Below are 15,825 nucleotides of genomic sequence, written 5' to 3' on the forward strand. Positions count from 1 at the left end.
GGTCCCCTCAGGCAAGACCGGGAGAGTGCCGCAAGTTCGATAACTGCGCAAGGGTAAGTGTTTAATGAGTAAATAGCCGCACCGCACACAGAAAGGCTCGGGTGTTTATTGCAATGCAAACTGTGAAAAGCGGTGCAGACGCACCGGATCAGTTCATCGACTTCTTGGGATTTTGCGCCAGAACTTCGAGGGATTCTATGGCGTTCGGCCCGGTGATCTTCGCGAATTCCGGGATCATGACGGCCTTGAGGCGCGCCTCGTCTAGCGTGTCGCGTTTGTTCGGCAGTGCAAACGACTGCTTGTGCGCCGTGCGGATCAGGATATCGCGGAAATAGGGTTCCTTGAGTCGCAGGGTATTGACGTCGGCCTTGGCCGTCAGATTGACCTTGAGCGTGACGAATAGGTAGTTGACGATGCGGCCCTTGTCGATAACCGGCAGGGCGACGGGCGCCAGCTTGATATACGGCGCGCCTGCCTCCTTGGCGGGGGCGGAGGCCAGTGCAGGCGCTGCGGTGAGAATGCCGGCGGCGGCAATAAGGATGCGTCGGGTCAGGGTCATAGATCAGAGCCTAACCGGAAACGGTTGAGAAGCCGTTTATCCGTGCACCCAGCCCCGGTCTTCGAGTTCGAGCACCTGACCGTTACTGATCAGATCGACGCCCTCGCCCGCCTCACACCGACCGACCTCGACAAAGCCCGCGGCGATCAGGACTTTCGCGCCCGCCGCACTGGCCGTGCACAGCATCTGATAGTCGTCGCCGCCGGTGACCAGATCGACCGCATCGGCCCCCAGAACCATTGCCGCGCGTGCCGCATCGGACGTCGGCACGCGGTCGAGATCGATGACGATACGCACCGCCGACGCCTTGGCCAGATGCGTCGCGTCAGCGATCAGGCCGTCGGAAATATCCATCGAGGCGTGGGCGTTTTCCAGCACCGTATCGGCCATGTCGTCGCGCGGCTGCGGCAAACGATAGGCGCGTATCAGATGCGCCTTGTGCGCGTCAGACAGGTCATCAAATTCGCCGCGCAGCACCCGAAGCCCCAAGTGCGCATCACCGATATACCCGCCGACCAGCACGCGGTCCCCGACCCGTGCTCCGGCCCGCGACAGGGTCCGCCCCGTCGGCGCGTGACCGAACGCCGTGATGGCCAGCAGCAGCGGCCCGTCGGTCGAGACCGTATCTCCGCCGAACAGGTCGAAGTCGAACTCGTCCTGATCGACGCGCAGACCGGCGGCAAAGATTTCCTTGCCCTCATAGGCCATGCCCTTGGGCCACGCCGTCAGGAGCTGATAGCCGTAGGGATCGGCCCCCTTGGCGACGAGGTCGGAGATATTGACGCGCAACAGCTTGCGCGCCACCAGATCGAGCGGATCGGTCGACAGGAAATGCACGCCCTCGACCATGGCATCGGTCGTCACGACCAGATCATAGCCATCGCGCGCGCCCAGCACGGCCACGTCGTCGATCAGGCCGCGCGCCTCCGCTGTCAGCCCCGCCAAGGGCTTGAACAGGCGATCAATGACGGAAAATTCGCTGTTGTCGCCGGTCATATCTGATCCTTTTAGAGCGATATGCCGAAAAGTGTGAAGCGGTTTTCGGCTACAATATCGCGACCAAACTTTATCGCGTGTCTTTGGCGATGCCGTCCAGCGCGCCGTTGACGAAGCGCGCCTCTTCGCCGCCGAAGAAGGCCTTGGCGATTTCGACATATTCGTTGATCACGACCTCAAGGCCGATGTCCTTGCGGAACTTAAGCTCCCACGCCCCGGCGCGTAGAATGGCGCGCAGCGTCGTGTCGATGCGGTCGATGCGCCAGTTGGCCGCCAGACGCTCGGACACCAGCGCATCGATATTGTCCTGCTCCTGAACGATGGTGCGCAGGCCTTCGGCGAAGAAGTCTTCGTCGGCGGCGCCCAAGGTCTCACCTTCGATATCGCCGTCGAAACGGAAATCGGCAAATTCACGGATAACGGACTCGACCCCAGTCCCGGCAATTTCCATCTGATACAGCGCCTGCACCAGCACCAGACGCGCCACGGTGCGGGCGCGCTTGTTCTTGACCGACAGCTTGCCCTCAGTGGGCTCGGCGGCGTTCAGTTGCTCGATGACCGACTTGAGGCTTTGCGGATCAACCATGGTTGCCACCACGGAACGACTTGCGCAGGGCGATCATGTCGAGCGCCACCTTGGCGACGGTGCCGCCCTTATCGCCTTCCGAGCGACGCGCGCGCGCCCAGGCCTGATCCTCGTCCTCGACCGTCAGGATGCCGTAACCGATGCACAGCAGTTGCTTCAGCGTCAGGTCCATCAGGCCGCGCGCCGATTCTTCGCACACATAGTCGTAGTGGGTCGTCTCGCCGCGGATGACGCAGCCCAGCGCCACGTAGCCGTCGTACTTGCGGCCGGCCGGGCCTTTGGAGGCGTCTTCGGCCATGGCGATGGCGGCAGGCACTTCGAACGCGCCCGGCACGGTGACGACGTCGTAGTCCGCGCCATAGGCTTCGAGGGCAGCCTTGGCACCGCTCAGAAGCTCATCGGAAATATCCTCGTAAAAACGGCTTTCGACGATGAGGAGGCGCAGAGGGGTTTCGAGGGTCAAGACGAACGTCCTTAAAGATAACAAGAAGCCGTCAATAGCGGCTTCTGAGGAAGTACAAAAGTCAAATCTGCTTTAGCTTGCTCTTAGCTTAAAGGTTTCCAGTCGATGATCTGGAGACCGTAGCCTTCGAGCGCCGCCGGTTTCGGCTTGGAGTCCGATAGGGCGATCATGTCGCGCACCCCCAGATCGAGGAGGATCTGTGCGCCGACACCATAGTCGCGCAGGCCGCGCGGTGCGGGCTGATCTTCGTCATCCAGCGCAAAACGGTTCGACAGGACCTTCGGATCGAGGTCGCGCAGCATGACCATCACCGCCGGACCATCATAATCCGCCATCTGTTGCATCGCGCGTTCGACCAGCCCCGCGCGACCGTCCGCCGCCCCCAGCACATCGGCGGCGACATCAAGCTGATGCATACGGACCAGAGTCGGCTTGTTCGGCGATGGCTGCTGCTTGACCAGCGCGATATGTTCGCCCTGATCGAGGCGGTTGCGATAGACGAACAGGCGGAACTGCCCGCCCCACTGGCTTTCGAACGGCTTTTCCAGCACGCGATCGACGAAGCGTTCCGTGCGGCGGCGATAGGCGATCAGGTCGGCGATGGTGCCGATCTTGATGCCGTGGGTCTGAGCAAAGACGATCAGGTCCGGCAGACGCGCCATGGTCCCGTCGTCGTTCATCACCTCGCAGATGACCCCGGCAGGATAGAGCCCGGCCATGCGCGAAATATCGACTACGGCCTCGGTGTGGCCGGTACGGACCAAAACGCCGCCCTCGCGGGCGACCAGCGGAAAGACGTGACCGGGGCTGACGATATCGTCGAAGCCCTTGGTCTGGTCGATGGCCACCGCGATGGTGCGGGCGCGGTCGTGCGCCGAAATGCCGGTAGTAATGCCTTCCTTGGCTTCGATAGCGACCGTAAAGGCCGTGCCGTTGCGGGCGCCGTTTTCGGCGGCCATCGGCGGCAGGCGCAGTTGCCGCGCGCGTTCCGGCGTCAGGGCCAGACAGATCAGGCCGCGCCCGAAGCGCGCCATGAAGTTGACCACATCGGGGGTCGCCATCTGGGCCGGGATACAGATATCGCCTTCGTTCTCGCGGTCTTCGGCATCCACCAGAATATAGGGCCGGCCATTGCGCGCGTCTTCGAGGATATCCTCGATGGTCGAGATCGGGCTGTCGGGACTGACCGGATTGAGGTCGGTGGCGATGCGATTAAAGGTCATGAACTGTCTTACCTCAGATACGCCCGCACGCATGGGGCGTATGAATTTGGGGGCGCGATCTAAACCGTTTCGCGCCAACGGGCGGCATAGCGCGCCATAAGGTCGATCTCAAGGTTTAGTTTGTCGCCTACCGACTTTTGCGACAGGGTCGTGTGCGTCCAGGTGTGCGGGATGATCGCCACGCCGAAGACGTCGTCCTCGACCTCGTTGACCGTCAGGGAAATGCCGTCGAGCGCAATAGACCCCTTGGGCGCGATATAGCGATGCAGCGGACGCGGCACGCGGATTTTCAACCGGTAGGCATCACCGTCCTCGATCAGGCTGATCAGCTCGCCGACGCCATCGACGTGACCGGCGACAATATGCCCGCCCAGTTCGTCGCCGACCTTCAACGCGCGCTCTAGGTTGATGCGGTCGCCGACCTGCCAGGTGTCGAGCGTTGTCAGGGACAGTGTCTCCGGCGACAGATCGACGAAAAACCGGTCACCGCGCTTTTCGACGACGGTCAGGCAGCAGCCCGAATGGGCGATAGACGCCCCGATATCGACGGTTGAAAGGTCGTAGGTCGTTTGCACCTCGAACCGCGCCCCGCCTTCGTGACGGTCGATGGAAATGACGGTGCCAAGATCGGTAATGATGCCGGTAAACATTCTATCCTCCCCCTCTCCCTGAGGGTATAGCGCCAGCGAAAGTATAGCTTTCGCAAGCGATGGGAAGCGCGTAGCGCGGGGTGAGGGGGAAAGGGTTCAACCGAATCCATGATGGACAGATCCCCCTCACCCCAACCCTCTCCCTCAAGGGAGAGGGGGTTAACTATTGGGCTACGCCCTACTCCAACTCGTAACTTTCCCACAGATCTTCGCCGACAGCTTGCACCCCGACGCGGGAAAAGCGGATAACCTTATTGATTTCCGCGATATCGAGGAAACCGACGACCGAACGCCCGTCGCCCCCCAATATAGTCGGTGCACGGAACCATTCCAGACGGTCCACGGCCCCGGCCTTGATAAAAGCGGTGGCGATCTGGCCGCCGCCTTCGACGAACAGGCGATCGATCCCGGCGTCGTTGAGCGCTTCGAGCGCCGCGGTGAGGTCCACACGCTGATGCTTCGAAGCGACTTTCAGCGGGCGGACCCCTAACGACACCAGTTCCGGATTGAGATCATGCGTGGTGACGACGAAGGTCGGGATGACCCGCGCCGTCTGAACCAGCTTGGAATGCAGCGGGATACGGCCGCGCGAGTCCAGCACGATGCGGGCGGGTTGATAGCCTTCGTAACCCTGCAAGCGCACGGTCAGTTCGGGATCGTCTTTCAGCACGGTCTCGATGCCGACCAGCACCGCGTCGTGGCTGGCGCGCAGTTCATGCACCGCGCGGCGCGCCTCCTCCCCCGTAATCCAGCGGCTTTCGCCCGTATGGGTGGCGATGCGCCCATCCAGAGTCGTGGCCAGTTTCAGGGTGACGAAGGGTCTAATCATGCATCGTCCGTGGACGACAGGTCTTGTTCGCCCAGACCGCGTTTGATGTCGCGCGGGTCTTCGGGATCGGGATTGCCGTGCGGTGCCGCGGTTCGTGCGGGGGGAACATCGCCATCCCCGTCGAATTCGTCGATCAGCAGACGCGCGAAGTCCGCTGTTTCACGGAAGTCGCGATAGACCGAGGCGTAGCGCACATAAGCCACTTCATCGACGGCCCGGAGCGCCTTCATGATCATTTCACCGACGACTTCGGAGGGAATATCGCTCTCGCCTAGGCTTTCCAATTGACGCACAATAGCCGAGACCATGCGATCTACGCGATCCGGCTCGACGTCTCGCTTGCGAAGCGCAATCGAGATGGAACGCTCCAGCTTTTCGCGGTCGAACGGCGTGCGACGACCGGAGCGCTTGACGATGATCAGTTCGCGCAACTGCACGCGCTCGAACGTCGTGAAACGTCCGCCGCATTCAGAGCACGAGCGGCGACGGCGAATGGCTGCCCCGTCCTCGGAGGGACGGGAGTCCTTGACCTGGGTTTCAGGATTTCCGCAGAAAGGGCAGCGCATTCAATCTCTTTCAACTATGCGTAAATCGGAAAGCGCTTGGTCAGCGCCAGAACCTGCTCGCGCACCTTGGCCGTGACGGCTTCGTCCGGCGCGCCGGAGTTCGACGCCATGCCATCGACGACATCGGCGATCAGGTGACCGATCTGACGGAACTCGTCCTCGCGGAAGCCGCGCGTCGTGCCCGCCGGGGTGCCGAGACGGACGCCCGAGGTGATGGTGAAGGGCTGCGGGTCGAACGGGATGCCGTTCTTGTTGCAGGTGATGAAGGCTTCTTCGAGGGCGTGTTCGGTCGCCTTGCCGGTCTGGCCCTTGGGGCGCAGATCGACCGACATGACGTGGCTGTCGGTGCCGCCGGAGACGACGCCAAGGCCACGCTCGACCAGCACAGCGGCCAGCACGCGGGCATTGGCCACGACCTGAGCGGCATAGGCCTTGAACTCGGGTTGCAGGGCTTCACCGAAGGCGACCGCCTTACCGGCGATGACGTGCATCAGCGGGCCGCCCTGAAGACCGGGGAAGACGGCCGAATTGATCTTCTTGCCCAGCGCTTCGTCGTTCGACAGGATCAGGCCGCCGCGCGGGCCACGCAGGGTCTTGTGCGTGGTGGTGGTGACGACGTGGGCATGCGGCAGCGGATCGGGATAGACGCCACCGGCAACCAGACCGGCATAGTGCGCCATGTCAACGAACAGATAGGCCCCGACGCTGTCGGCAATGGCGCGGAAACGCGCGAAATCGATGTGACGGCTGTAGTTCGAGGCACCCGCCACGATCAGCTTCGGCTTGTGTTCCTTGGCCAGCTTTTCGACCTGATCGTAATCAATCAGGTGATCGTCTTCGCGTACGCCGTAAGGGACGACCTTGAACCACTTGCCCGACTGGTTGGCGGGCGAACCGTGGGTCAGGTGGCCACCGCAGGCCAGGTCCATGCCCATATAGGTGTCGCCGGGTTGCAGCAGGGTGAAGAAGACGGCCTGATTGGCATTGGCCCCCGAATGCGGCTGCACATTGGCGAAGTTACAGTTGAACAATTGCTTGGCGCGGTCGATGGCCAGCTTTTCGACCTCGTCGACATATTCGCAACCGCCGTAGTAACGACGACCCGGATAGCCCTCGGCGTATTTGTTGGTCAGGACCGAGCCCTGCGCTTCCAGCACCGCTTTGGAGACGATGTTTTCCGAGGCGATCAGCTCGATCTGATCCTGCTGACGAGTCAGCTCACCCTTGATCGCCGCCAGAACGGCCGGATCGGCGGCGGCCAGATCACTGTTGAAATAGCTCTGCGGGATGAAGGAAGCGGGTGCGTTCACGGGCATGATCCTGTTAGAGCGCATTCCGAAAAGTGTGTCGCGGTTTTCGGAATCAAATGCGCGTTGATAGATTTGAGGGGCCTTGTACCATATGTAGTACGTGCGCTGGAAATTGCGCGTCTGTTAAACCTTTGCGCCCGCGATTCCAAGCGAAAACCTCTGCGGCAATAGATGAGCGCCGCTAATACAGTATCAGACGATGATCCCCTTGCCACCGCCCGGCGGCGGGCCTTTGAGGGCTGCCAGCTTGTTGCGCAGTTTCAGGATGGCCAGCCGCTTGACGGCCTCCGGATCACTGGCGGGCCCCAGCGTCGAGACCTCCTCACCGGTGTCAGGATCGACGGCGATGACCTTCAGATACGCGCCTTGACGGTGATATTCGAGCAGGACTTCGGACATGATCTAACTCCGATTTTGCCAGATCGAAGGATCACGGCGCGTATGGAGAATAGCAATGACGAATAATATATCGCTATCTAACCAATAATAGAGATTATAGGGGAAATCCGGCAGATGCGCACGCCGGATACCGGGTCGAACTTCTGCATATCGTTGCGGATTTCGGCAAATTTTTTGCAGTTCTTCGGTGACGTGACGATTGAAACGAAGGGCTAATTCGCTGTTTTTAGCGGCATACCACCGGGATGCCGCCATGACTTCCAAACGCGCGACCGGCGTAAATTCGAAAGATACAGCCGTCACTACAGGTCGCGCTCAAGCTCGGCCTTGATAGTCTCCCAACTTACCGACTGAGCCTTGTCCTGTTCGAATGTTTCCATCCGACGGTCGATTTCCGCGAGATGCCACTCGGGAACGGGCAGGTCATTGTCCTCAAGACTGTCCCACAACGCCTCGATCAGTTCGAGGCGCTCTTCGACGGTGAGGTCTGAGATCGAGATTTTGGACACGGCGTTCATGAGTGGAGATTACTCCCAAACGCCGTTACCGGCAAGGCTTACGCCACCGCCGGCATGCGCGCGACGTTGCAGTGGCTCCACAGCTTGTCCATCGCCGTCACCAACTCGTCCATCATCTCGTCCGTGTGGTCCGGCGACGGCGTGAAGCGCAAACGTTCGGTGCCCTTGGGCACGGTCGGGTAGTTGATCGGCTGGACGTAGATATTGAAATCCTTCAACAGCATGTCCGAGATCATCTTGCAATGAACCGGATTGCCGACCAGCACCGGGACGATGTGGCTTTCCGACGGGAAGACCGGGATACCGGCTTCGCGGAAGCGGCGCATCAGGGTCTGGGCGCGCTCCTGATGGGCAACACGGCGCTCGTTATGTTCTTTGAGATACCGGACGCTGGCGGTCGCCCCGGCCATGACGGCGGGCGGCAGAGACGTCGTGAAGATGAAGCCCGAAGCCCACAGGCGGATGGCGTCGCACATGGCGGCCTTACCCGCAATATAGCCGCCCATCATGCCGAACGCCTTACCCAGCGTGCCCTCTATGATGTCGATCTGATCCATGACGCCGTCGCGCTCGGCCACACCGGCACCGCGCTGACCGTAAAGGCCGACCGCGTGGACTTCGTCGATATAGGTCAGGGCGTTGTATTTCTTGGCCAGAGCGATCGTCCCGGCGATATCGGCGATGTCGCCGTCCATCGAATAGACCGACTCGAACGCGATCAGCTTCGGCGCATTGACGGGGGCCGCGGCCAGCAGCTCTTCGAGATGCGCCAGATCGTTGTGACGGAAGATATGACGCTCGCCGCCGCCGTTACGGATGCCCGCGATCATCGAGGCGTGGTTCAGCGCGTCCGAAAAGATGATCAGGCCCGGCAGGACCTTGTACAGCGTCGTCAGGGTCGCTTCGTTGGCCACATAACCCGACGAGAAGACCAGCGCCGCTTCCTTGCCGTGCAGGTCAGCCAGTTCGGCCTCAAGCTCGTTATGATACCAGGTCGTACCGGAGATATTGCGCGTGCCGCCCGAGCCCGAACCGGCTTCGTCGATGGCGGTGTGCATGGCGTCGAGCACGACGGGATTTTGCCCCTGACCGAGATAGTCGTTCGAGCACCATACAGTGACTTCCTGTTCGGAGCCGTCCTCGCGCAGCCAGGTGGCGCGCGGGAAATCACCGCGGTGACGCTTCATATTGGCGAACACGCGGTAGCGGCCCTCCTTGCGGACGGCGTCGATGGCGGCCTCGAATGCGGCGGTATAGTCCATGTCTGTACTCAACCCGTGGCGTTTACCGCGCCGCAGGGCCCTCGGTGTATTGTTTTTGAAGAACCCTGATGGTTCCCTTTAAGGCGGATATAGTCTGAATAGCCGCCCCTTACCAGATGTAATACGCCATATTGCTAACCAAATCACGCGCGTTTTGCGGGGCTGAGATGCGCAAAATGACGCACCTTTTGTAAGGGTTTCGTCGTGTTTGTTTGCATTGCGATGAATTTTTTGCAATTATGTACGACTTATAGCGTGTCACATGACCTCAGATACCTTGGGCCAACAGGGTGAAAAGGATTACGGAATGAACAGCTCGACGTCCAAGACTCTCGATGCGCCCCTCGCCGTAAAACCCCTGACCAGCCTGAATGCGTGCGAGTCGGATGAACGAAATCTGGCCTATGTCGTCTACGGCCTTTTGTTCATCAGCCCGTTCTCGCTGGGCCTGACCGCCCTGATCGGCGTGGTGCTCGCCTACATCAAAAAGCACGACTGCACCTCCTATATCCAAACCCATTTCCGATATCAGATCAAAAGCTTCTGGGTCATTTTTGCACTCTGGGCCATTGCCACCTTCATCGCCGTCATCTGCACCGTCTTCCTGACCTGGACGCTGGTCAACCTCATCTGGACGCAGTACGACATCACCGACTGGCGACAACTCGATATCGACCTGTCGGACTTCGATACCTCTCAGATTTCGGTCTCCACCCTGCTCGGCGTCGCCTCGGGTTACGTGGTCTCCGCCATCCTCACCGTCATGGCGACGGTGTGGATTCTGATTGCTTCGGTGATGGGGCTCATTCGCCTCAACCATCACAAGCCGATTGGCAAACGCTTCCAAAACGCGTAAGCCCTCCCCCGAATTTGTCGGGAAACCATCATGTCATTCAAGCCTGTCGTCGGTTCATATCCGCTGTCGCGTCCGCGCCGTCTGCGCCAAAACGCGTGGGTGCGCGATATGGTGGCCGAACACCGCGTCACGGCGTCCGACCTGATCTGGCCGATCTTCGTCCATGACAAGGATATGGCGCGCGACCCCATCCGCTCGCTGGAAGGCGTCGATCGCCTGAGCATCAATGAGGCCGTCAAGGAAGCCAAAGAGGCCCATGCCATGGGCATTCCGGCTTTGGCCCTCTTCCCCAATATCGACCCGTCGCTGCGCAATGACGAGGCGACCGCCGCCATCGATCCGAACGGTCTGGTGGCGCAGACCTGCCGTGCCATCAAATCCGCCGTGCCAGAGATTGGCCTGATCGTCGATGTGGCGCTCGATCCGTTCACCGCGCACGGCCATGACGGCCTGCTGATCGACGGCCAGATCCACAACGACAAGACCATCGAGATTTTGATCCAGCAAGCCATCGTTCAGGCCGAGGCCGGGGCCGATGTCGTCGCACCTTCCGACATGATGGACGGCCGCATCGGCGAAATCCGCAAGGCCTTCGAAGCGCGCGGCCTGCATGACAAGCTGATCATGTCCTACGCCGCCAAATACGCCTCGGCCTTTTACGGCCCGTTCCGCGACGCGGTCGGCACCTCGGCGTTGAAAGGCGACAAGAAGACCTATCAGATGGATGCCGCGAACTCTGACGAAGCCCTGCGCGAGGTCATGATGGATATTCAGGAAGGCGCCGACATGGTCATGGTCAAGCCCGGCCTGCCCTATCTCGACATCGTCCAGCGCGTGTCGGAGACTTTCAAGGTGCCGACCTTCGTCTATCAGGTGTCGGGCGAATACGCGATGATCAAGGCGGCGGTCGCGGCGGGCTTCATGGACCATGACAAGGGCGTGTTCGAGACCCTGCTGGCCTTCAAACGCGCCGGGGCGTCGGGCGTCCTGACCTATTTCGCCAAGTACGTGGCCGAGCGATTGCAGGCCTGAGGGTCGTATATCTGGATGTCTGTGGACACCCGGCCGGACGCAATCGATTTTCAGCTTGCATCCTGACGCGTCGCTTGCTGCATAGACCTATGCAAAAGATATTCGGCTTTCCGGACACGACCGAGACCCTGAGCGACATGCTCACCCACACGCTGCGGCGGATCGAGGGCGAGCACACGACCTTGCGCGAACTCATCGAAATCATGGGTGAACAAGGGCTTCTGCTGCTCTGCGTCCTGCTGTGCCTGCCGTTCATGATCCCGGTCTCGATCCCTGGCATCTCGATCCCGTTCGGCGGCGCGATTGCCCTGATCGCGGTCGCCATCATCTTCAACCGCCTGCCGTGGTTGCCGAAAAAAATCCTGGACCGGGAAATCCACACCGAAAAGCTGGTGCCTGTCCTGAAAAAAGGCGTCGGCATCGTCGCGAAAATCGACCGCTTCGTGAAGCCGCGCCTTCCGGCCCTGACCACAGGCATCCTGTCGAACCGCGTCAATGGTCTGGTGCTGCTGTGGGCGGCGATCGTGATGATGCTGCCGCTGGGGATCATTCCCTTTTCCAACACCCTGCCGGCGCTGGCCATTTTGCTGACCGCGACGGGCATGATCCAGCGCGACGGCCTGTTCATTCTGGCCGGTCAGGCCTTTGCCATCGCCGGTACAGCCTATGTGGGGGTCATTCTTTACGGCGCGGTGGCCGCCGGACAGGGCGTCGGCGGGTTATTGTCCTAACTTGCTTCCGGATCGACCGGGGTCCAGCCGAAGTCGGTCAGGGCCTCCAGCGGCCGGTAATTGGCCTTGTAATCCATCTTGGGCGAGCCCTTCACCCAATAGCCGAGATAGACGAAGCCATAGCCGGCCCGGGTCGCCTGATCGATATGGTCGAGGATGACGAAGCGCCCTAGAGAGCGGTTCATCAGGTCCGGATCGTAGAAGCTGTAGACCAGCGACAGGCCGTCGTTTAGCGCATCGACTAGCACGCAGGCGATCAGTTGCCCGTCGAGTCGGTATTCGATGATATGGGTGCGGACCAGCGTATCTTCGACCATGGCCACCAGATCGGGCCAGGTCATGTCCATCATACCGCCGTCGGGGTGGCGGATTTTCAGGTATTTCTGCAGCAGTTCGTACTGCTCGCGCGTCGCCTCGGCCTCGACGAAGTGCCGGGTGAGGTCACCGTTGCGGCGCAAAATGCGCTTGTCGGTGCGGCTGTGGACGTAGTCCTTCACGGGGATGCGCACCGATTGACAGGCGCGGCACGACGGACAGGCCGGACGGTAGGCGATATTCTGCGAGCGGCGAAAGCCGATGGACGACAGCTGATCGTTGACATTGATCGCTTCGAGCGGCGGCAGGTGGACGAAGACCTTGCGCTCCTCCTGCCCCTCCAGATACGGACACGGCCCGGGGATGGTCAGATAGTATCTGAGCTTGCGTCCGGGAAAGTGTTCGCTCATCGCCGTGTGTCGAGCCTCTGGTTGCCAGAGGATTAGACCTCAAATCGGGCTTAAAGAGAAGGGTTTTCTGGCAAAACCGGGGCTTCGCGCAGCAGAATTATCGCAATGCGGCGATTTCCGGCCAGGGTCGGGTCGTCCGGATACAGAGGTTCCTTGGCCGCCTTGCCCGAGACCTGCGCCACGCGATCCTGATCGACACCGGCGCCTTGCAGAATCTGCCGTGCGGCATCGGCGCGATCGGCGGACAATTTCCAGTCCTTGTCGGATTGCCCCGTGCCGGGGGTGCCGGAGGTATGGCCGGTGATCGTCACGCGGTTAGGGAGCTGATTGACGACCTTGGCCACGGCGCGCAGCAGCAGCTTGGCGCGGTCGTTGGGCGTGGCCGAGTTCGCGTTGAACATCGAACGGCCTTCCTGATCGATCAGCTGGATGCGCAGACCTTCGGGCGTCTGGTCGACCAGGATATTCTTCGACAGTTCCGCCAGTTCGGGCATGTCCTGTAAGGCCTGACGGAGGGATTCGGCCGCCGACCGGAACGAGGCCTCCTCGCGCTTTTGCAGTTCCTCGCGCAGCTGCTCTTCGGGAGTCTCGGACAGGTCGGCGGTATGTTTGTCGACACCGTCGCGGTCCTGCATGTCCGGCGATTCGGGGGCCATCTGCTCAATGAAGGCCATCGAACCTTCTTGCTTGGCGCCGTCCTTACCGATAGCGGTTCCCTGCAAGATGCCGCCGGAGCCCGAGGTTGTCTGCGAGACGGAGGCCGGGGCGAAATAGTCGGCGACGCCGCGCTTCTGTTCCGGTGAGGTCGTGTTGATCAGCCACATCAGCAGGAAGAAGGCCATCATGGCCGTCACGAAGTCGGCATAGGCGACCTTCCAGGCGCCGCCGTGGTGTCCGCCGCCGACAACCTTCTTGACTTTCTTGATGACGATCGGCGCGTCGCGGCTGGCCATGAGGACTCCGTCAGCGCCTTGGCGGCGCAACAATACAGATTCGTTTATCGGGGATTAATCTTAACAGGGGGTTGAAACGGCGACACAGATTGACCCCATGCGGCGTTTCGGGTCATAGAATGATCCGGATATTAGTTGCGAGGTAGATGTGAGCGATCCGGATCGTATGGCCTACAGGCATGTGCTCGGCACCTTCGCGACCGGCGTGGCGATCGTCACCGCCCCGGCGCAGGATCGCGACGGCAAAGCTTGCGTGATGGGCCTGACCATCAATTCCTTCGCCTCGGTGTCGCTGGAGCCGAAGCTGATCCTGTGGTCGCTCGACCTGCGCTCGGACCGCTATCATGTGTTTTCCGACGCGAAGACCTTCGCGATCAATATATTGCCGGTCGAACAACAGCCTCTGGCCGACCGCTTTTTCCGCGAAAATCCCTATTGCCGCGACGGCGACGATCTGGCCTTTGCGGATGAACCGCTGCGCCTCAAGGGTGCGATGGCGTGGCTCAAATGCACGCAGCACCAGACGCAGATGCTGGGCGACCATCTGGTCATCGTGGGTCAGGTCGAACAGTTCGATCAGTCGGATACGCACTTCGGCGAACACGGCCTCACCTATTTCCGCGGCCGCTATGGCCGGACGCAATCTATCTAGTTTTTTACGCGCATCTTGATCCCAAAACCGCTGCACACTTTTGGGGATGCGCTTTCGCGAGGTTACCATGCGCATCGTTTTCGCAGGTCTGGGCGTCATGGGCGCGCCGATGGCCGGGCATTTGCTCAGGGCCGGGTTCGAGGTCGTCGGCTATAACCGCTCGGTCGAAAAGGCGGCGGCGTGGGGCGCGGCGCATCAGGCGGCCTTTTCCGCCGATTTCGAAGACGCCGTGGTCGGTGCCGAGGCGCTGATCCTGTGCGTCGGGCGCGACGACGATGTGCGCGATCTGGTGACGCGGGCGGCCGACCGCATGGCGGCGAGCAGCCTCATCGTCGATCACACCACGACCTCGGCCAGACTGGCGCGTGAGATGTTCGCTCTATGTGCTTCAAAACACATTCATTTTTGCGATGCGCCGGTGTCGGGCGGACAGGCGGGCGCGGTCAATGGCGCGCTGTCGGTCATGGCGGGCTGTGAAGACACCGTGTTCGACCGCGTGACGGCGCTGACCGCGCCCTATACCAAGTCGATCACTCGCATCGGCGAGGCGGGTGCCGGACAAACCGCCAAGATGTGCAATCAGATCGCTATTGCCGGTGCCGTTCAGGGCATTGCCGAGGCCCTCCACTTCGCGAAGTGCGCCGAGATCGATCCCGATCTGGTGCTTCAGGCCATCTCCCAGGGCGCGGCGGGGTCGTGGCAGATGTCCAACCGCTGGGGGACGATGAACGAAGGCCAGTACGATTTCGGTTTCGCCGTCGACTGGATGCGCAAGGATCTGGGCATCGCGCTTGACGAAGCACGGACGAACGGCGCGCACTTAAGCGTCGCGGCGCTGGTCGATCAGTTCTATTCCGAGGTGCAGGCCATGGGCGGCCAGCGCTGGGACACCTCGTCGCTGCACGCCCGGCTGGAGGCCCGGCGCAAGCCTAAAATCTAGCCCCGCACCGCCGCTTCGATTTTCGCGACATCGACCTTCTGCATGGTCATCATGGCGGCAAAAGCGCGTTTGGCAACATCGCCGCCCTGCGCCATGGCTTCGGTCAGGACGCGCGGCGTGATCTGCCAGCTAAGACCCCATTTGTCCTTGCACCAGCCGCATTCGCTTTCCTTGCCGCCGTTGCCGACGATAGCGTCCCAGTAGCGATCGGTTTCCGCCTGATCCTCGGTCATGATCTGGAACGAGAAGGCCTCGGTCTGCTTGAATACGTCGCCGCCGTTCAGCCCCAGACACGGAATACCGCAGACGGTAAATTCGACCGTCAGGACCTGCCCCGCCTTGCCGCCGGGAAAGTCGGTCGGGGCCTTGTGCACGCCGGTCACGGCGCTGTCGGGGAAGACGCTGGCGTAGAAATTGGCCGCCGCTTCGGCGTCCTTGTCGTACCACAGGCAGATCGTGTTCTTGTGCATGGCGCGTCCTCTTATATGACTATCCGAAAGCCTTGTTCATAAATACAGCAATTTGAATATGAAAGCACCAGGTCACGCCAGGTGTGTCGTCACCTATATTGCGAG

21 protein-coding genes are annotated in these 15,825 nt (G+C 61.0%); 5 read left to right on the plus strand and 16 right to left on the minus strand.

Features of this window, described 5'->3' with window-relative positions; translation table 11 throughout:
• Positions 1-148: 148 nt before the first annotated feature.
• The 13 genes from PQU92_RS01285 to hemA all read right to left on the minus strand — a co-directional run bounded on the left by PQU92_RS01285 (position 149) and on the right by hemA (position 9,361).
• Positions 149-559, minus strand: coding sequence for a hypothetical protein (locus PQU92_RS01285; RefSeq protein ID WP_272746405.1), 411 nt, complete (start codon positions 557-559; stop codon positions 149-151).
• Between the two features lie 36 nt (positions 560-595).
• Positions 596-1,555 (minus strand): thiamine-phosphate kinase, encoded by a 960-nt coding sequence (thiL, locus tag PQU92_RS01290; RefSeq protein ID WP_272746406.1) that lies wholly within the window; start codon positions 1,553-1,555, stop codon positions 596-598.
• A gap of 70 nt (positions 1,556-1,625) precedes the next feature.
• Positions 1,626-2,141, minus strand: coding sequence for a transcription antitermination factor NusB (gene nusB, locus PQU92_RS01295; RefSeq protein ID WP_272746407.1), 516 nt, complete (start codon positions 2,139-2,141; stop codon positions 1,626-1,628).
• Complete coding sequence (locus PQU92_RS01300; RefSeq protein ID WP_272746408.1) at positions 2,134-2,604, minus strand: 6,7-dimethyl-8-ribityllumazine synthase; 471 nt, start codon at positions 2,602-2,604, stop codon at positions 2,134-2,136. The genes nusB and PQU92_RS01300 overlap by 8 nt, the downstream gene beginning before the upstream one ends.
• An 83-nt stretch (positions 2,605-2,687) precedes the next feature.
• Complete coding sequence (ribB, locus tag PQU92_RS01305) at positions 2,688-3,827, minus strand: 3,4-dihydroxy-2-butanone-4-phosphate synthase (protein ID WP_272746409.1); 1,140 nt, start codon at positions 3,825-3,827, stop codon at positions 2,688-2,690.
• Between the two features lie 59 nt (positions 3,828-3,886).
• Positions 3,887-4,477 carry a riboflavin synthase gene (locus tag PQU92_RS01310; RefSeq protein ID WP_272746410.1) on the minus strand — a complete coding sequence of 197 codons (591 nt, stop codon included), beginning with the start codon at positions 4,475-4,477 and terminating at the stop codon, positions 3,887-3,889.
• 178 nt (positions 4,478-4,655) lie between these two features.
• On the minus strand, positions 4,656-5,306 hold the full coding sequence (ribD, locus tag PQU92_RS01315; protein WP_272746411.1) for a bifunctional diaminohydroxyphosphoribosylaminopyrimidine deaminase/5-amino-6-(5-phosphoribosylamino)uracil reductase RibD: 651 nt from the start codon (positions 5,304-5,306) through the stop codon (positions 4,656-4,658).
• Positions 5,303-5,872 carry a transcriptional regulator NrdR gene (nrdR, locus tag PQU92_RS01320; protein ID WP_438263797.1) on the minus strand — a complete coding sequence of 190 codons (570 nt, stop codon included), beginning with the start codon at positions 5,870-5,872 and terminating at the stop codon, positions 5,303-5,305. Before nrdR ends, ribD begins: the two co-directional genes overlap by 4 nt.
• 14 nt (positions 5,873-5,886) lie before the next feature.
• Entirely contained in the window at positions 5,887-7,182 is a 1,296-nt protein-coding gene (glyA, locus tag PQU92_RS01325; protein ID WP_272746412.1) for a serine hydroxymethyltransferase, read from the minus strand.
• 192 nt (positions 7,183-7,374) lie between these two features.
• Positions 7,375-7,581, minus strand: coding sequence for a DUF6898 family protein (locus tag PQU92_RS01330; RefSeq protein ID WP_272746413.1), 207 nt, complete (start codon positions 7,579-7,581; stop codon positions 7,375-7,377).
• Between the two features lie 3 nt (positions 7,582-7,584).
• Positions 7,585-7,884: a type II toxin-antitoxin system RelE/ParE family toxin gene (locus tag PQU92_RS01335; protein WP_272746414.1), complete on the minus strand. Its 300-nt coding sequence runs from the start codon at positions 7,882-7,884 to the stop codon at positions 7,585-7,587.
• Entirely contained in the window at positions 7,884-8,099 is a 216-nt protein-coding gene (locus PQU92_RS01340; RefSeq protein WP_272746415.1) for an addiction module protein, read from the minus strand. Before PQU92_RS01340 ends, PQU92_RS01335 begins: the two co-directional genes overlap by 1 nt.
• Positions 8,100-8,137: 38 nt before the next feature.
• Entirely contained in the window at positions 8,138-9,361 is a 1,224-nt protein-coding gene (gene hemA / locus PQU92_RS01345) for a 5-aminolevulinate synthase (RefSeq protein ID WP_272746416.1), read from the minus strand.
• A gap of 307 nt (positions 9,362-9,668) precedes the next feature.
• Between hemA and PQU92_RS01350 the strand changes: the two genes are divergently transcribed.
• The 3 genes from PQU92_RS01350 to PQU92_RS01360 all read left to right on the plus strand — a co-directional run bounded on the left by PQU92_RS01350 (position 9,669) and on the right by PQU92_RS01360 (position 11,980).
• The gene (locus tag PQU92_RS01350; protein ID WP_272746417.1) at positions 9,669-10,217 is read left to right on the plus strand and encodes a hypothetical protein; all 549 of its coding nucleotides are present in this window, start codon (positions 9,669-9,671) and stop codon (positions 10,215-10,217) included.
• A gap of 30 nt (positions 10,218-10,247) precedes the next feature.
• Positions 10,248-11,249, plus strand: coding sequence for a porphobilinogen synthase (gene hemB / locus PQU92_RS01355; protein ID WP_272746418.1), 1,002 nt, complete (start codon positions 10,248-10,250; stop codon positions 11,247-11,249).
• An 89-nt stretch (positions 11,250-11,338) separates the two neighbouring features.
• Positions 11,339-11,980: an exopolysaccharide biosynthesis protein gene (locus PQU92_RS01360; protein ID WP_272746419.1), complete on the plus strand. Its 642-nt coding sequence runs from the start codon at positions 11,339-11,341 to the stop codon at positions 11,978-11,980.
• Here the strand turns inward: PQU92_RS01360 and PQU92_RS01365 are convergent.
• Both PQU92_RS01365 and PQU92_RS01370 read right to left on the minus strand, forming a co-directional pair.
• The gene (locus PQU92_RS01365) at positions 11,977-12,705 is read right to left on the minus strand and encodes an arginyltransferase (protein WP_272746420.1); all 729 of its coding nucleotides are present in this window, start codon (positions 12,703-12,705) and stop codon (positions 11,977-11,979) included. The two genes, PQU92_RS01360 and PQU92_RS01365, sit on opposite strands and share 4 nt — an antisense overlap.
• Positions 12,706-12,755: 50 nt before the next feature.
• A complete protein-coding gene (locus PQU92_RS01370) occupies positions 12,756-13,658 on the minus strand; it encodes a flagellar motor protein MotB (RefSeq protein ID WP_272746421.1) in 903 nt (300 codons plus the stop codon).
• Between the two features lie 148 nt (positions 13,659-13,806).
• Here PQU92_RS01370 and PQU92_RS01375 point away from each other — a divergent pair, with 148 nt between their 5' ends.
• Positions 13,807-14,310 carry a flavin reductase family protein gene (locus PQU92_RS01375; RefSeq protein WP_272746422.1) on the plus strand — a complete coding sequence of 168 codons (504 nt, stop codon included), beginning with the start codon at positions 13,807-13,809 and terminating at the stop codon, positions 14,308-14,310.
• Positions 14,311-14,377: 67 nt separating this feature from the next.
• On the plus strand, positions 14,378-15,250 hold the full coding sequence (locus PQU92_RS01380) for an NAD(P)-dependent oxidoreductase (protein ID WP_272746423.1): 873 nt from the start codon (positions 14,378-14,380) through the stop codon (positions 15,248-15,250).
• Here the strand turns inward: PQU92_RS01380 and PQU92_RS01385 are convergent.
• Positions 15,247-15,720, minus strand: a complete 474-nt coding sequence (locus PQU92_RS01385) for a VOC family protein (protein ID WP_272746424.1) — start codon at positions 15,718-15,720, stop codon at positions 15,247-15,249. The two genes, PQU92_RS01380 and PQU92_RS01385, sit on opposite strands and share 4 nt — an antisense overlap.
• Positions 15,721-15,825: the final 105 nt, after the last annotated feature.

The sequence above is a fragment of the Asticcacaulis aquaticus genome (genome assembly GCF_028550415.1).
GTDB lineage: Bacteria > Pseudomonadota > Alphaproteobacteria > Caulobacterales > Caulobacteraceae > Asticcacaulis > Asticcacaulis aquaticus.

What these genes read in the sequence shown, in the direction of transcription:
- PQU92_RS01285 (WP_272746405.1), bottom strand. Translation starts at nt 559, where the DNA reads ATGACCCTGACCCGACGCATCCTTATTGCCGCCGCCGGCATTCTCACC.
- thiL (WP_272746406.1), bottom strand. Translation starts at nt 1,555, where the DNA reads ATGACCGGCGACAACAGCGAATTTTCCGTCATTGATCGCCTGTTCAAG.
- nusB (WP_272746407.1), bottom strand. Translation starts at nt 2,141, where the DNA reads ATGGTTGATCCGCAAAGCCTCAAGTCGGTCATCGAGCAACTGAACGCC.
- ribB (WP_272746409.1), bottom strand. Translation starts at nt 3,827, where the DNA reads ATGACCTTTAATCGCATCGCCACCGACCTCAATCCGGTCAGTCCCGAC.
- PQU92_RS01310 (WP_272746410.1), bottom strand. Translation starts at nt 4,477, where the DNA reads ATGTTTACCGGCATCATTACCGATCTTGGCACCGTCATTTCCATCGAC.
- ribD (WP_272746411.1), bottom strand. Translation starts at nt 5,306, where the DNA reads ATGATTAGACCCTTCGTCACCCTGAAACTGGCCACGACTCTGGATGGG.
- nrdR (WP_438263797.1), bottom strand. Translation starts at nt 5,872, where the DNA reads ATGCGCTGCCCTTTCTGCGGAAATCCTGAAACCCAGGTCAAGGACTCC.
- PQU92_RS01330 (WP_272746413.1), bottom strand. Translation starts at nt 7,581, where the DNA reads ATGTCCGAAGTCCTGCTCGAATATCACCGTCAAGGCGCGTATCTGAAG.
- PQU92_RS01340 (WP_272746415.1), bottom strand. Translation starts at nt 8,099, where the DNA reads ATGAACGCCGTGTCCAAAATCTCGATCTCAGACCTCACCGTCGAAGAG.
- hemA (WP_272746416.1), bottom strand. Translation starts at nt 9,361, where the DNA reads ATGGACTATACCGCCGCATTCGAGGCCGCCATCGACGCCGTCCGCAAG.
- PQU92_RS01350 (WP_272746417.1), top strand. Translation starts at nt 9,669, where the DNA reads ATGAACAGCTCGACGTCCAAGACTCTCGATGCGCCCCTCGCCGTAAAA.
- hemB (WP_272746418.1), top strand. Translation starts at nt 10,248, where the DNA reads ATGTCATTCAAGCCTGTCGTCGGTTCATATCCGCTGTCGCGTCCGCGC.
- PQU92_RS01360 (WP_272746419.1), top strand. Translation starts at nt 11,339, where the DNA reads ATGCAAAAGATATTCGGCTTTCCGGACACGACCGAGACCCTGAGCGAC.
- PQU92_RS01365 (WP_272746420.1), bottom strand. Translation starts at nt 12,705, where the DNA reads ATGAGCGAACACTTTCCCGGACGCAAGCTCAGATACTATCTGACCATC.
- PQU92_RS01370 (WP_272746421.1), bottom strand. Translation starts at nt 13,658, where the DNA reads ATGGCCAGCCGCGACGCGCCGATCGTCATCAAGAAAGTCAAGAAGGTT.
- PQU92_RS01380 (WP_272746423.1), top strand. Translation starts at nt 14,378, where the DNA reads ATGCGCATCGTTTTCGCAGGTCTGGGCGTCATGGGCGCGCCGATGGCC.
- PQU92_RS01385 (WP_272746424.1), bottom strand. Translation starts at nt 15,720, where the DNA reads ATGCACAAGAACACGATCTGCCTGTGGTACGACAAGGACGCCGAAGCG.